Source organism: Leptospira mtsangambouensis, from assembly GCF_004770475.1.
Classification (GTDB): domain Bacteria; phylum Spirochaetota; class Leptospiria; order Leptospirales; family Leptospiraceae; genus Leptospira_A; species Leptospira_A mtsangambouensis.
In genome coordinates, this window is the sequence record NZ_RQHK01000017.1 from 243,269 (window position 1) to 256,914 (window position 13,646).

Here is a 13,646-nt window from a genome sequence, read left to right on the forward strand (position 1 = left end):
TCTAAGGTAACCTTTCTGGTTCTGTCTTTTCCTTCATCTTTTGAGCAAATACTAAATATTGCATCGCTTTTTCCGGGTTTCCATTGAAAAGATACAACAAACTCAAATCCAATGCTTCCTGCGCATCGGGAGGAGAGAACTCTTCTGGGTTCTCTTTCGAAAGTTCCAGTTTCGTTTGAAATTCCTTTAACTTCAATTTTGCTTTGGATTGGATACGAACTAAACTTTCATGAACAACTTCATCTTCTTCTTTCCAAGCGGCTTGCAAACTTTCATTAAAATTTGTGAATCCCACATCCTCTTTTACCATAGTTGAAAGCAAAGTAGCAGATGCTTTATAATTTCCCTGTTTTGCGAGAATTTCTGATTGGATGATTTTTAACTGAGCATTTCCCGGATACAAAATCAAATAACGTTCAATCATCTTTAAACTTTCTGGAAAACGATTCCTTTCGTAATAAAACATCGCAAGCCCTCCTAAAGCTGATTTATGGTTTGGTTCGATTTTAATTACATTACTTAGATATACTTCGGTTTTCTCATCATTGCCTAACTTCTGATAGGCTTGCGCGAGTAATAGATGTGCAGAAATAAACTTTTTTTCAAAGGTTAAGGTTTGTTTAAGAAAACTAATCGCTTTTTCTGTTTCCTCATGTTTATAAAGTGAAACAGCCAAGTTATAACAATTTTTAACGTTTGCATGAAGTTTATAGGCTTTAGAAAACAAAGGAATGGCTTCTGCGTGTTTTCCTTGTTTTGCATAAACCACACCCAAATTTTGTAATGCCAAATGGTAATTGGGATCTTTTTCGAGTAAAAGTTTGTATTGTGATTCGGCACGATCCCATTCCCCGTTTCGTTCCAAACGGACTGCCTCATTGAATAAAGCTTGGATTTCTTGTGCCATACAGACCGATTATCGTTTCAGAAACGAATCTCCCCTTAGAAATTTTATCATGCGAATGGAAAAACCTTCCGAAAGGTACACACAAGAGTCCAGAGGAAGGGGAAAGTTATGCAAAGACTCATACTTTTATCCATAATATTGTGGCTAGTATCCTGCAGTTCAGCAGATGCCACCCGTAGAGATTATAGTGCATCCGGGGATCCGGAGGATATTTTTTTTGAACGTTCTGGGAAGTCAAAACCAGCAAGTAACACGAAATCAGATGACCCAGTGGCGCGTTCTATCATTGACGATTTAGATTCCAATGGAAAAACATCAGCGCCTACTGGTGTAGCAGCCATCCCTACCAAAAAACCAACAACACAATTTGATGAAGTTGGTTTATCTTCTTGGTATGGACAAAAATTCCAAGGTCGCCCTACTGCGAGTGGTGAACCTTTTGACCGCATGAAAATGACAGGCGCACATAGAACACTTCCCATTGGTAGTGTAGTCAAAATCCAAAACCTAGAAAACAACAAAGAAGCTGTGGTTCGGATCAATGACCGCGGACCATTTGTTGATGAACGAATTGTGGATGTATCTGAAAAAACAGCGGAGATCCTCGAATTTAAGGACAAAGGTGTTACCAAAGTTGGGATCAAAGTTCTTAAAAAAGGGGAAGAAGATCTTGCGGATGATTTAGATGACGCAGACCTTCTAGACGATGCTCCTGCAAAACCAGAAAAATTGACTCCGGTAAAACCAGGTGCAGTGAAACCAATTGCGGCCGGCAAAGGATTTACTGTGCAAGTGGGAGTGTTTCAAGAAAAGGAACGAGCTCTAAAATACCAAGAAAACATGAAATCTGAGTACAACCAATCCGTGTTCGTCACTCCCCGAGATGGAAAGTTCGTCGTTCAAGTTGGTGATTTTGCAGACCGCGCAAAAGCAGAATCTCTCAAATCAAAATTAAAATATGATGGGATTGATTGTTTTATCGCCAATCGTTAGATTTGACCATTCCCTCCGAGCAAATGGCTGTCTTGCTGATTTGCTCGGGACGGTAGGAAAATGAATTGATTTCGCATTTCTGCCTGTTACGATTTCGTATTAAATTAGCAACTAGAAGACCCTATGAGTGAAAGCATAATATCCGTTGACCACATACTAACAAATTATTACACATTCGGTAGTTTAATTGTCACTGTCCTCCTTGCGGTCTTGACTACATTCTTTTTCTCTCTAAAAGACAGAACGGTCGCAACTAAACATATGGGGCTTGCATGTTTGTTTTTATGCCTGTTCCAATTCGGATACCTATTAGGGGCTTTTTACTACCATCCCATTGCTTCCTACCACCGTTGGATCACCGGTGGGTTCATTATTTTTGGAATCATTCATTTTGGTCAGTTCTTCTTCCGTTTTCCAGATAACGAAAGTCCAAAAGCTGCATCCATTATATTGTTTGTTCTGCATGCTATTGCCATCGTTGTTGTTTTGTGGTTTCTTGTTACTGTTTCACAAGGAGAAAGAAAATACCATTTCACTGCTCACCACTGGGATTTTAATTCAGAAGGACCAAGCAGGATTTTAAGTTTATTCATAGCTGCTTATTCATTTATCAACTTCTTAGTTTTACCAGGTTATCGATTGTTCCACGTGAACAAAGAAAAACGTGGAACTCTTTTTATTATGTTAATTGCTGCACTCATTGCAGCAGTTGTGCCAAACATAACAAACGTTATGAGCCGTGATGGTGCAATGGAACGATCCACTTACCTCACAGCCCTCGTATTACTTTTTACTTTCACATTCTTTATCATTACAATTTCTTTTATCAACAACAGTAGTGAAAGAACAACCTTTATGGTTAAAATTGTAGGAATTTCATTTGTGACAATCCTACTCATCATGCAAGCCTTCAGTTACTTGGTAGACCAAGAAAAAGAAACCTCTTTTGATAATACGGCAATCCAAAAGGCACTCCGTGTTGCGGAAGGAGGAGAACGATCCAAAGATATATTATTTGTCATCGAATCCGATTCTTCAGGCCAAAGTCTAAAAAAGGCTTACTTACCTTCCTCTGTTAATTTAGATTTACCTTTAGTACAAGCAGATCTTTATAATACGGCATTATATGATGAGGTGGTCAATATTAGTGAAGCGGATTACAGAAAAACTCTCAAGGCGAGTTTAACAAAAACTCCTTATTACTTTGAAGGTTATAAAAATGCAATCATTCAATTTTTGGAAGAGAATCCTGATACAGAAGGCGGAGAATTAAAAGCGGAAGTTTCCAAATTAATTGAAAAACTCAATCGTAGAACCTTCATCAACACGAACAAACTTGCTGACATTTTACCTGATCAGTTCTGTGAAGAAGGTGTCAAATACGTTGAAAAAGTAAAAAACGTAGACACGTTCCGTGATGCCATTCTCAAACATGTAAACGATTGTAAATGGGATGGTAAAGAAATATCAGGGGCAGACCTCCGCGTGGAAATGTTGAAGTTCTTCCGATATTTCAAACCAGATTTAACCAGACACTATAGAAAAGATTTAGATGGCGTTTCGCATTACATTGCTTATATGACTTATGATGCGAAAAATAAAATCAACAGAGAAGTTGGTTTTAACTACCGTGACTATCGTGCTTACATGCACAAATCAGCAAAACTCGAACTAGTGATCCTTGCCATTGTGATGTTCGTGTTATTAGTAGTATTCCCGTTATTCTTTCGATCAGCACTTGTGAATCCACTGTATGCCCTACTCGCAGGGGTCGAAAAAGTAAACCAAGGAAATTTAGAAGTAGAAGTTCCGATTAAGGTAAATGATGAGATCGGATTTTTGGCTGAATCATTCAACGGGATGGTTTCTTCCATTCGAGATGCAAGACGTGAACTCCAAGACTACGCAGAGAATCTAGAAGAAAAAGTAAAAGAAAGAACCAAAGAACTTCAAGAGAAAATGGATGAGATCCATCGATTGAAAGTGCAACAAGATGGTGATTACTTCCTCACTTCCTTACTAGCAAAACCATTATTTTTTAATGCAAATAAATCAGATAACATCCGCTGTGACTTCTTTGTTCACCAAAAGAAAACTTTCGAATTCCGAAATAAAACCGGAGATCTCGGTGGTGATATTTGTATCACAGGAAACTTAAAATTAGGAAAACCTGATGATTTCCAACGATATACCATGGTGATGAACGGTGATGCAATGGGAAAATCCATGCAGGGTGCCGGTGGTTCCTTGGTAATGGGTGTGGTTATGAATTCCATTATGGCTCGATCTGCAGGTAACAAACGGATCCTCAATCGAACACCGGAAGAATGGCTTACCGATGTATATGAAGAAGTAAATGCAGTATTCAAGTCTTTTAGTGGAACAATGGTAATCTCTGCCACTGTCATGTTGATTGATGACGAATCAGGAAAAATATGGTATTTTAACGCAGAACACCCTTACAGCATTCTTTATCGAGATGGAAAAGCAAGTTTCATCGAAGATGAATTAAAACTTCGTAAACTTGGATTGGATTCTGAATATCCATTCGAAGTACAAACATTCCAACTTCTGCCTGGTGACCAATTGATCCTTGGATCCGATGGGCGTGACGATATCGACCTCACTCCCGATGAAGATGTTAGAACTATCAACGAAGATGAAACGATGGTTCTGCGATTTGTAGAACAAGCTGACGGTGATATCTATGAAGTTGAAAAATTAGTCAAAAAAGCAGGTGATGTCACAGATGATATCTCCATGCTCAGCGTTGTTTTTAAGAGCGAAAAGACTCCAGTTCATCATGCTCCGGAAAAGGATGATCTTTCCCACCAACCTGTTGATGACTTTTTTGACACACCAGGTGATGATTGGGACGAAGCACTCACAACCTCGGGTGCATTCGAAGAAGGAAAAATTCTCTACCAAAATGGTGAAATTGAAAGAGCCATCACTGTCATGAAAAAAGCTTTCCTAGGTGATCCAACCAACCAAAAACTAAATAAGTTTTTGGGTCTTGTGAGTTACAAAGGAAAGGAATATGATATTGCAGCAAAAGTTCTCACTGAATTCCTAAAAGAAAATGAAGGTTCAGGTGAATATTGGTATTACTTAGCAATGTCCGAAAAAAAACTTGGAAACTACGAAAGTGCACTAAAAGCAGCGCAAGAGGCATTAAAATACGATCCGGAAAATTTCCAAAATCTAATTAACCTTGCTGACGTTAGTCGATTGCTCGGGAATGTTGATCGAGCCGTTACTTATGTAACTCGGGCTCAATCCATTGATCCAACAAATAAAAACGTCCTCAAACTTTCAAAGTTACTAGAAAAAGCGACTAGCCTCAATTAATTGAGGTTAGTCCCTGATCTTCCATCGTTTTGATTTCTAAATACTGAATATAGGAATCAAATATTTTACTGAGTTCATTAAAGTGTTCTTGTAACTTAGATCTTTCTTGTTTTACTTTCACCGAATCATTTTGAACAATCGCTTCTTTGATATGGATGGCGCAAGTATGTAATTCACGATGGGGAATTTCCAACTGATCATGAATGGCTTTTTGTTTTGCATCCAATACTGAACTTTGATAATACCACAAACCCATTTTACAAAGCATATGGTTTAACTGAGGAAATAGATTTACATTTCCAGTTGCAATTGCTTGGTCAACTGCCTGTACCCAATGGATATGATCTAATCTCCTTTGAAAAATAAATTCCAATAACCAAACCGAATTTTGATTCGTTATTAATTTTACAGTATTTTCAATTTTGGCAAATATCGCTTCAAAATCAGTTTTTGTTCGAACACTATGATCTGAAAGTACATGAACTTGGTTGGATATACTTGTAGAATCATTGGCAATATTTTGAGAAGCAACCCCTACTTCACGAAGTTTAAATTCCAAATCATGGAATTGAGTGATCAAAATTTGAATTTCACTTAAATTTGTTTTGGATTCTTTTCTATTAGATACAACGGAAGATTCAATGGCTTGGATTTTTTCAATGATTTCAATGAGAACGGAAGTTCTGGTTTTTGAATTTTCTTGGAATTCCAAAAACCGAGATCTAATATGTTGAGCAGATTCTTGGATTGTTTTGACTGCTACTTTGGTATTTTCGGCTAACTTGGAAACCCCATCCGCAACCACGGAAAAACCTCTTCCTTCTTCACCTGCACGGGCCGCTTCAATGGACGCATTGAGTGCCAATAAATTTGTACGATCCGAAATATCTTTTACCAATTGAATATTTTCGTTAATTTTTTGAAGATCGTTATACAAAAGTTGAATTTCGACTTCATTTTTTTGGTTTTCAACTTTCACCCATAACGATTGTTTAGCGATCGTTTCAATTTCCTTTGTTGTTTTTTCTAAACTATCAACTAATTCAATATTTCTTTGTCCCGTTGCATCAAAGGTTTTTAGTGTTTCTGAAATTTGAAATGAAACAGAGTGAATCACAGCATCTAATTCTTCCGCACTACTGGCTAGATTGGCTGAAATATCACTAAAATGCGAAAGCCCCGATACAAATTGGGATTGTAAATGTTCAATGTTTTTAAGGTTCGTTGAAGTTCCGAGAATAGAAACAGCAATTTCATCAGCAGAGGATGTAATCAAACCTCTTAATTTTCGTTGTAATTCTAAAAGATTTAAAATCTCAGAATCATTCGATTTCTCAATGGAACTGTTACGAATGATATGTTCACGGATCGATTTACGATTCCGTATTAAAAACTCTTTTGTAGAGTCGTTTGATCTAAAATGAAACATAATACTTTTATCTTTTTATCAGCATCGTTTCTATATACTATTTTCTGAATTGTCACAGAGTTTTTCTAAAAACCAGCTTGCCAGAGGTAAAAATTCTGTCAGAATGAGCGAATCCAATTTTATAGAATAAGGATCTTTATGAATCAAAAACTTGTTTTAAGTGTATGGACGGCAATTCTCTTCGCCGGAAGTTCTCTACTAGCCCAAGAAGCAGACGTAGCCGTAGGCCGGTATTTACCCCCTGAAAAAGACTCAGTCATTGAAATTTTCAAATGCGGTGATAAATACTGTGGTAAAACGGTTTGTATCAAAGACAACGCCTACCCTGAAAAAGAAAAAGATAAAGGAGTTCCAGGCACTCCCTACCTCGACCACAACAATGAAGATCCAAAACTTAGAAACCGTCCCAACTTAGGTATGGTATTTATTACTGGATTTGACTATGTAGGAGAAGGTGTTTATAAAAACGGAAAGATTTACAACCCACGTGATGGAAAAACCTACTGTGGAAAATTCACTTCTCTCGAAGGTGGAAATCGATTGGATCTAAAGGGAACCCTTTGTTCTATTACGTTTATCGGAAAAACAAACAACTGGGTGAAACTTGGTGGTGTGAATCTCGATGACCCTAAATGGGACTGTACGTTCAAAGCTAAAAAATAATTGTAATCATGAAGCACCTGCCCCCCGTTTTTGGAGGCAGGTTCTCATTATAATGTTTCTAAAATACTTTTAGAACTTATTTCTTTTCAAAGTCTTTATACAATAAGGAAGGTTGGATGCCTTGGTTGGCCTGGTATTTTCCTGATTTGTATTCGCTGATTTCCCCTTCCACTGTATGATAAAAAATCTGACAGATTTGGACACCTGCATACACACGGAGAGGATGAGTCACCTGGATTTCTAATGTCCAAAATCCCTTAAACCCAACATCCCCAAAACCAGCAGTGATATGGACGAACATTCCAAGTCTTCCAATGGAAGAACGACCTTCTAACATCGGCACCAGGTTATGTGTCTCCGTAAATTCGATGGTTCTACCTAAATACAACTTTCCCGGTTCTAATAATAATCCATCTTCTGGTATTTTTAAATTTTGGACTGGATTTGGTTTTTTCATATCCAAAGGAAATTCTGAATATACCAAAAGATCTTCATGTAATCTTAAATTATAAGAATTTGGATTCAATAAGTTAGGATCATAAGGTTCGATTTTTATATCGTTACCTAGTCTTTTTAAAATTTCTTTTCCAGTTAAAATCACGGATCATTCTCCCTTAAAATTAGGTTTTCTTTTTTCAGCAAACGCCTGTAAGGCTTCTATTCTATCTTTTGTTCCAATCGTTTCAAAATAACATAACCTTTCCCACTCTAGGGCAGATTTCATTGGTAAATCCAACCCACCGCGCAGGGCTTTTTTGGAAGCAGAAACGGCAATAGGTGCAGATTCCGATATCTCCCTTGCCAAAGCAAGAGAAGATTCCCTCAAATGGTCTTGTTCGAAAATTTGAGAAACTAAACCTCGCGCCATAGCTTCTTTTCCGGTTAACTTTTTCCCTGAAAAAATCCACTCCATTGCTGTGGATTCTCCGACGATTCGAGAAAGTCTTTGTGTTCCCCCTGCCCCGGGAATGATTCCTAGTTTTGTTTCTGTAAGTCCCATTTGTGCAGACTCACTCGCATAACGAATATCACATGATAGAGCCAATTCTAACCCACCACCAAATGCAAATCCATTGATAGCCGCGATGGTTGGTATGGATAGGTTTGATAATTCAGAAAAACAAAGGTTGATGTCCGTCAAAAATTGTTTCACCTGTAATTCAGACATGGACTTTCGTTCTTTCAAATCCGCCCCGGAACAGAAAGAATCTCCGTTACCAATGATGACGAGTGCGCGTGCCCTACCCAACTTAACTTCTTGGATTTTTTCTCTAAGTTCTGCTAGAAGCTGCAAGGAGATGGCATTTTTTGCTTCTGGACGGCTGAGTTCTATCAATGCTACATAAGTATGGTGGGTTTGGAGTGTGACGGTGTTCATAGAATTTCCTCCGAATGAAAAAATAGAAATGAAATCGGTTTTGTTTTTCCGATAATGGAAGCAGCAGTCATGAGAAGGATTTTATACACAATCGGATTCTCACTAGTACTTGGAAACAGTTTTTCATGTAAAACCTCTTCCAATGAAGATCCTCTTGCTTCCCTATTAACCTCTCCCCCCGTAGTATCCTCTGTGACTCCACAAATTGGAACTCCTGCCCAAAACAATCTCAATGCCACCTATGCGGCTACTGAAGTTGTCATCAAAGGGGAAAATTTTGGAATCGATCCAGTGATCCGATTTAATGATATTGTTGCGACGATCAGTCTCAATACTGGAACAGAATTATACACCCGAGTACCAGATGGTGCTTTTTCTGGTTTCATCACTGTATCTAAATCGGGCGGATCTTGTTTGCCTAACTCCAAATCAGGCGTTAATTGTGCCGGAATGGAATACTTTATCGACTGTTATACGGTTGCAAACAAACAATACGGTTCTGAAATCGAACTAAAACAAGGGCAGAGTTTGTCTATTGAATTTGATGGACAAGAAACCAAAGCCTTCCATACAGATACCTTGTTATCCTCTAGAAACCTAACCATCGGATGTGAAAGTACGGTCACTGTTAGAGTTTTTGATCGGTCTTGTCGGGCCACTGATTACGTCTTACAAAACGATCCGGTCATCCCATTTCCAGCAGGTGTGGCTACCCAATTCTACCTTACTGCTCAATCAGCAACTTGTAGTTTGGCTCTTTAAAGAAATTAACAAACCAGTCTAAGTCTTACAAACTGACGCAAAACAATTTTAACTTTTTTGAAATTGGTGAAAGGGTAAATTCGATTCCCACCTCCCTTGGTTCGTTACCGACCAAGAGATTCACAGGTAGGAATGATATCAGATTAAGATTTAGTTGGAGTAAAAGATTTCGATTAAGTTTTGGCTTGGATCTGCAAAGGTTAGGCTCTCTCCAGAGTCCGTACCTTCCGGTCCTTTGATGATCTTAACATTCTTTTCCTCGAGTTCGCTGATGGCTTCTGTGAAATCATCCACATCCATCACAAAACTTAAGAGAGGAAGAGACCTGTCAGAAACTTCGGCCTTCACCAATCGGATGCGAAAGGAATCCAGAGAAAGAATTGCCTCAGTAGCCTTCTTTGTCTCCACTTCGAAGTCAAAAATGTCCCTGTAAAAATCGATAGAGGTGTCGAGCTGGGAGACGGGGATACTGACGTGGCCAATGCCTTCTACAATGATCATAATGGAATTACACCTTCGTGAACTTTTCTGTCATCATGCTTGAAAAACCGGCTTTGTCGAGAAAAAAGCAATCTCCTCAAACAAACTCGAAACTAAAATTTGAATTTCAATTCCAACTTAGGAAAAAAGAATCAAAATATGAATGTATTTCGGATTTCAATCATCGTTTTAGCCATTTTTGCCCTTTCTTGCAAGGAAGAGGTCGTTCCTTTTGAAACCGCCCACCAAAACCTAGCGGCAAAACTCCTCGCTGAGAACCAAATCCTTCTCGAAGAGTATCTAAAAGACAATCCTAAGCCAAATTGGAAAATATTTTCAGAAGCCCTGGATGCGATGGTTGCCAGTGGACATCCAAAATTAAAGTCTTGGGGAGAAAATCTACGCCCACACCTACCAGCAGCAGGTGCCGATTTAGATTCTAGTTATGAAAAAATTTCTAAAATTCAGGAAATATTGATCCAAATAAAAACGGAAGTTCCAAACCAATCTCAGTACAATCGTTTTTACTGTCCTATGGTAGATAAATCTTGGTTAATGACGGGAAGAGAAGTTAAAAATCCCTATGCTCCCGAAATGAGAGACTGCGGAGAATTATTACAATAGTTTATGCCAAAATGTTTTCTAGGTACATCTTTATATGAAGCCTGCCCTCCAAGCTGCAGGCATTCATTCGCTAAACAAGACGTAGATGAAGATTGTATTGCCAAAAATAAATTAGAAGCATTTTTACAGGATAGAGTAACCTTTAAAATTGGATTTTCTGCATTTTCACAAATTCCGGCAAAAACCCTAGAAAAATTCATTTGGACATCAAAAGACAATTTAGAATTAATTTCTTATTTTCTCTATATTGGTGAACCAACGCTTGTTCGTGAAATCATCGAATCATTTTCTAATCACACATTAAGTTATCTTTTTAAGTGTGATTTTGAAAATTATATGAACATTCGAGAATCCATCAAAAGAGAAAAATCCGTAAAACATATGTTTGATATTCGAAGTTTCAAATATTGGACATTTGTTAGTTATTTGAGGATCTGTGATCTAATTCAATATTTTGTTCGTTATCTCAAAGAGCCAGAGTATGCTTGTCAGTTTATTGTGATTTTACCTTCGGAAATAGTTTCCAATCTGAACAAATATACTGGTCTGGATTTTGAAGAAGAAAAAACATTATACAATGCTTTGGGTGATTCCATCTATGAATTGCCATTACAATCGCCTAAAATTTATGAACATATGATGCAATTGTTTGCAGATGATCCAGAAGTTTCAATTATCCTTTCCACCATGGAAGGGCTCATAGAAAGACAACAGTTGATTTTGGAAACCACTGACAAACTCATTAACTTCATTGGGGAACACCGAATTGATAAAAACTTTCAATTTATCTTTTCTGAAATGGCAGGAATGGAAATTGGTACCGCTTCCGAAATTTTAAACCAATTGTTAGAAAGAAAAATGATCACTCCATCTCAAAAACAAATGATTATCGATTTTCTTAACACTGGAAAATTAGAATTATAGAATAAACTAACCTTCGCTAGTTTATTCTATATCTTTGAAATCTTTAACCTGCAATTTTTATTTTTTTCGCTAAATAAACGCTAAACAACAAACTAAATACAGAAATCATTCCCACCAGTTCATAATTCACAAGTTGGTTGTCAGCTGACTGCACCAAAATAAGTCCCGCAATGTACGAAGCAGCACCTGATGAAATTTGTTGGATGGCAGAATTCACAGACATAAAACTTCCGCGAATCCTCGGTTCAACTGCAGAAGTAATCATAGCAAATGCAGGAACCATCCTTCCCGAAACCAAAATCATAAATAAAGTTGTGACCGTGAGCACTACTGGCAATGAAGTTTTTGTTAGAGTCACAACAATCACAATAGGTATAACGGCAATGATGGAAATGATTTGGTAAATTTTTAGTTTTCCGTATCTGTCTGAGAGTTTTCCTATAAATCGGCTTGTAAAAAAAGTAAAAAGTCCTCCAAAAAAATAAATATAAGGAAGCTCACTTACCGCCAAACCAACGTTAGAAACTAAAAATGGGCTGAGGAAAGGGATAACCGTAAATCCACCAAACATCAAAAACACCATAAAAATGAATGGGGCCAAATGGTCTTTTTTCACAATTACTTGTTTTAAAGATTTTAACTGCGATTGTTTTGGGTGAACATCAGAATCCAAATGATAACGAATGGATGGTAGTACTTTATAACCGATAGGCAAAATTAAAAATCCAGCTATCGCCAAAGAGAGGAAAGGAAAATGCCATCCAAACTTATTTGCCAAAGATAAACCAATCGGAATTCCAATCACAGAAGCGACAGAAAAAGAACTCATCACAACACCTGTGGCAGTTCCTCTTCTGAATACAGGAATGATATCTCCAATGATGGAAAGAACAGTGGCACCAATCATTCCCCCAAATCCGCCGGCCACGACTCTTGCAAAAAGTAAAAATCCATAATTAGGAGCAAACGCACAAAGTAATGTCCCAAAAGAAAAACCAAAGAACAAAACAAGAAGGCTCATTTTGCGATCATAGGAATCTAAAAATAAAGCACCGATGAGTCCGAACACTCCAGCACTGATAGAATAAGAAGAAACTAGTAAACCAAAGGCTGCTGAATTAATTTTGAAACTCTCCATAAAAACTGGCCCAAGTGGCATCATGATGACAAAATCCAAGATGTGTAAAAATTGGAGGGCAGCTAAGATAAAGATGATGGCTCTTTCTTTTTGGATGGTATGAAGCGGATGGGTAAGAGGTTGGCTCATAAAACTAATATTGACCAGGCATTCAAAATTTCCAAAACTATTTAGTTTCGAATTGCCAACTTTTGCATTCAGTCATAAAATTCCCTCTATGAAATACGCGTTAATTACAGGTGCTTCCACTGGACTGGGAAAGGATTTTGCTTTGGCTTTAGCGGAAAAGGGTTACACCCCCGTTTTAGTTGCAAGGAGTGCTGATCGATTGAAAGCATTGGCTGCAGAAATCAAAAGCAAATTTGGCTTACAAAGTGTCGTCATAGCCCAAGATTTGGCCAAACCCAAATCGGCAGAGATTCTATACAAAGCGGTTAAAAAACTAAAATTGTCGATTCATTGTTTGGTGAACAATGCCGGTTTTGGTCTGAACGGAGAATTCCATAAAAATTCTTTTGAAAGTGAATCCCAACTAATCCAATTGAATGTCACAACACTCGCAGAACTTTGCCATTTGTTTTTGCAAGATATGGTAGCAGCAAAAGATGGATACATTCTGAATGTTGCCTCCACTGCAGCTTACCAACCGGGTCCACTGATGTCGAATTACTATGCATCAAAAGCTTATGTTCTTTCACTTAGTGAAGGACTTGCTGAAGAAGTAAAGGATTATGGTGTTACAGTTACTTGTTTTTGCCCAGGACCAACTCAGACTGAATTTTTTGAAAGAGCAAATATGACCAAAATCAATTTAGTAAAATCATCCTTTCTCATTATGAAATCTAGAGAAGTAGTTGATATTGGACTCAATGCTTTATTCAGTAAAAAAGTGATCAAAATTCCTGGTTTCGCTAATTTTCTAGTGGCACAGTCGGTTCGATTCTCACCAAGATTTCTCGTTCGTAAAATTGCAAAATATTTGCACCAAGCAGGGTAA

General features: G+C 37.8%; 13 protein-coding genes. 7 read left to right on the forward strand and 6 right to left on the reverse strand.

Translation table 11 applies throughout. From position 1 onward, the window contains the following. Position 1: 1 nt before the first annotated feature. Positions 2 to 907: a tetratricopeptide repeat protein gene (locus EHR01_RS13530; protein ID WP_135695350.1), complete on the reverse strand. Its 906-nt coding sequence runs from the start codon at positions 905 to 907 to the stop codon at positions 2 to 4. A 108-nt stretch (positions 908 to 1,015) separates the two neighbouring features. Here EHR01_RS13530 and mpl36 point away from each other — a divergent pair, with 108 nt between their 5' ends. Then, the gene (gene mpl36 / locus EHR01_RS13535; RefSeq protein ID WP_135695352.1) at positions 1,016 to 1,900 is read left to right on the forward strand and encodes an RlpA family plasminogen-binding lipoprotein MPL36; all 885 of its coding nucleotides are present in this window, start codon (positions 1,016 to 1,018) and stop codon (positions 1,898 to 1,900) included. Between the two features lie 123 nt (positions 1,901 to 2,023). Next, positions 2,024 to 5,251 (forward strand): SpoIIE family protein phosphatase, encoded by a 3,228-nt coding sequence (locus EHR01_RS13540; RefSeq protein WP_135695354.1) that lies wholly within the window; start codon positions 2,024 to 2,026, stop codon positions 5,249 to 5,251. Here EHR01_RS13540 and EHR01_RS13545 read toward each other — a convergent pair. After that, complete coding sequence (locus tag EHR01_RS13545; protein ID WP_135695356.1) at positions 5,244 to 6,680, reverse strand: methyl-accepting chemotaxis protein; 1,437 nt, start codon at positions 6,678 to 6,680, stop codon at positions 5,244 to 5,246. The genes EHR01_RS13540 and EHR01_RS13545 overlap by 8 nt on opposite strands. Before the next feature lie 138 nt (positions 6,681 to 6,818). Between EHR01_RS13545 and EHR01_RS13550 the strand changes: the two genes are divergently transcribed. Next, positions 6,819 to 7,343, forward strand: a complete 525-nt coding sequence (locus EHR01_RS13550) for a DUF2147 domain-containing protein (RefSeq protein ID WP_004785397.1) — start codon at positions 6,819 to 6,821, stop codon at positions 7,341 to 7,343. Between the two features lie 76 nt (positions 7,344 to 7,419). On the opposite strand, the gene dcd is transcribed toward EHR01_RS13550, so the two are convergent. Together dcd and EHR01_RS13560 are read right to left on the reverse strand one after the other, a co-directional pair. After that, positions 7,420 to 7,944 (reverse strand): dCTP deaminase, encoded by a 525-nt coding sequence (dcd, locus tag EHR01_RS13555; protein ID WP_135695358.1) that lies wholly within the window; start codon positions 7,942 to 7,944, stop codon positions 7,420 to 7,422. Positions 7,945 to 7,947: 3 nt separating this feature from the next. Further along, complete coding sequence (locus tag EHR01_RS13560) at positions 7,948 to 8,721, reverse strand: enoyl-CoA hydratase-related protein (protein WP_135695360.1); 774 nt, start codon at positions 8,719 to 8,721, stop codon at positions 7,948 to 7,950. A gap of 69 nt (positions 8,722 to 8,790) precedes the next feature. Between EHR01_RS13560 and EHR01_RS13565 the strand changes: the two genes are divergently transcribed. Next, on the forward strand, positions 8,791 to 9,483 hold the full coding sequence (locus EHR01_RS13565; protein WP_135695362.1) for an LIC10067 family putative lipoprotein: 693 nt from the start codon (positions 8,791 to 8,793) through the stop codon (positions 9,481 to 9,483). Between the two features lie 150 nt (positions 9,484 to 9,633). Here EHR01_RS13565 and EHR01_RS13570 read toward each other — a convergent pair whose 3' ends face one another. After that, the gene (locus EHR01_RS13570; RefSeq protein ID WP_004784589.1) at positions 9,634 to 9,984 is read right to left on the reverse strand and encodes a VOC family protein; all 351 of its coding nucleotides are present in this window, start codon (positions 9,982 to 9,984) and stop codon (positions 9,634 to 9,636) included. Positions 9,985 to 10,083: 99 nt separating this feature from the next. On the opposite strand from EHR01_RS13570, the gene EHR01_RS13575 reads away from it, so the two are divergent. Both EHR01_RS13575 and EHR01_RS13580 read left to right on the forward strand, forming a co-directional pair. Beyond that, positions 10,084 to 10,587 (forward strand): DUF3347 domain-containing protein, encoded by a 504-nt coding sequence (locus EHR01_RS13575; RefSeq protein WP_135695364.1) that lies wholly within the window; start codon positions 10,084 to 10,086, stop codon positions 10,585 to 10,587. 3 nt (positions 10,588 to 10,590) lie between these two features. Further along, complete coding sequence (locus EHR01_RS13580; RefSeq protein WP_135695366.1) at positions 10,591 to 11,511, forward strand: cyclic nucleotide-binding domain-containing protein; 921 nt, start codon at positions 10,591 to 10,593, stop codon at positions 11,509 to 11,511. A 43-nt stretch (positions 11,512 to 11,554) separates the two neighbouring features. Here EHR01_RS13580 and EHR01_RS13585 read toward each other — a convergent pair whose 3' ends face one another. After that, complete coding sequence (locus EHR01_RS13585; protein ID WP_135695369.1) at positions 11,555 to 12,778, reverse strand: MFS transporter; 1,224 nt, start codon at positions 12,776 to 12,778, stop codon at positions 11,555 to 11,557. Between the two features lie 88 nt (positions 12,779 to 12,866). Here EHR01_RS13585 and EHR01_RS13590 point away from each other — a divergent pair, with 88 nt between their 5' ends. Beyond that, positions 12,867 to 13,646 carry an SDR family NAD(P)-dependent oxidoreductase gene (locus EHR01_RS13590; RefSeq protein ID WP_135695371.1) on the forward strand — a complete coding sequence of 260 codons (780 nt, stop codon included), beginning with the start codon at positions 12,867 to 12,869 and terminating at the stop codon, positions 13,644 to 13,646.

Excerpts from the sequence above, each read along its gene's own strand:
- EHR01_RS13530 (WP_135695350.1), bottom strand. The coding sequence starts at position 907 with ATGGCACAAGAAATCCAAGCTTTATTCAATGAGGCAGTCCGTTTGGAA.
- mpl36 (WP_135695352.1), top strand. The coding sequence starts at position 1,016 with ATGCAAAGACTCATACTTTTATCCATAATATTGTGGCTAGTATCCTGC.
- EHR01_RS13540 (WP_135695354.1), top strand. The coding sequence starts at position 2,024 with ATGAGTGAAAGCATAATATCCGTTGACCACATACTAACAAATTATTAC.
- EHR01_RS13545 (WP_135695356.1), bottom strand. The coding sequence starts at position 6,680 with ATGTTTCATTTTAGATCAAACGACTCTACAAAAGAGTTTTTAATACGG.
- EHR01_RS13550 (WP_004785397.1), top strand. The coding sequence starts at position 6,819 with ATGAATCAAAAACTTGTTTTAAGTGTATGGACGGCAATTCTCTTCGCC.
- EHR01_RS13560 (WP_135695360.1), bottom strand. The coding sequence starts at position 8,721 with ATGAACACCGTCACACTCCAAACCCACCATACTTATGTAGCATTGATA.
- EHR01_RS13565 (WP_135695362.1), top strand. The coding sequence starts at position 8,791 with ATGAGAAGGATTTTATACACAATCGGATTCTCACTAGTACTTGGAAAC.
- EHR01_RS13570 (WP_004784589.1), bottom strand. The coding sequence starts at position 9,984 with ATGATCATTGTAGAAGGCATTGGCCACGTCAGTATCCCCGTCTCCCAG.
- EHR01_RS13580 (WP_135695366.1), top strand. The coding sequence starts at position 10,591 with ATGCCAAAATGTTTTCTAGGTACATCTTTATATGAAGCCTGCCCTCCA.
- EHR01_RS13585 (WP_135695369.1), bottom strand. The coding sequence starts at position 12,778 with ATGAGCCAACCTCTTACCCATCCGCTTCATACCATCCAAAAAGAAAGA.
- EHR01_RS13590 (WP_135695371.1), top strand. The coding sequence starts at position 12,867 with ATGAAATACGCGTTAATTACAGGTGCTTCCACTGGACTGGGAAAGGAT.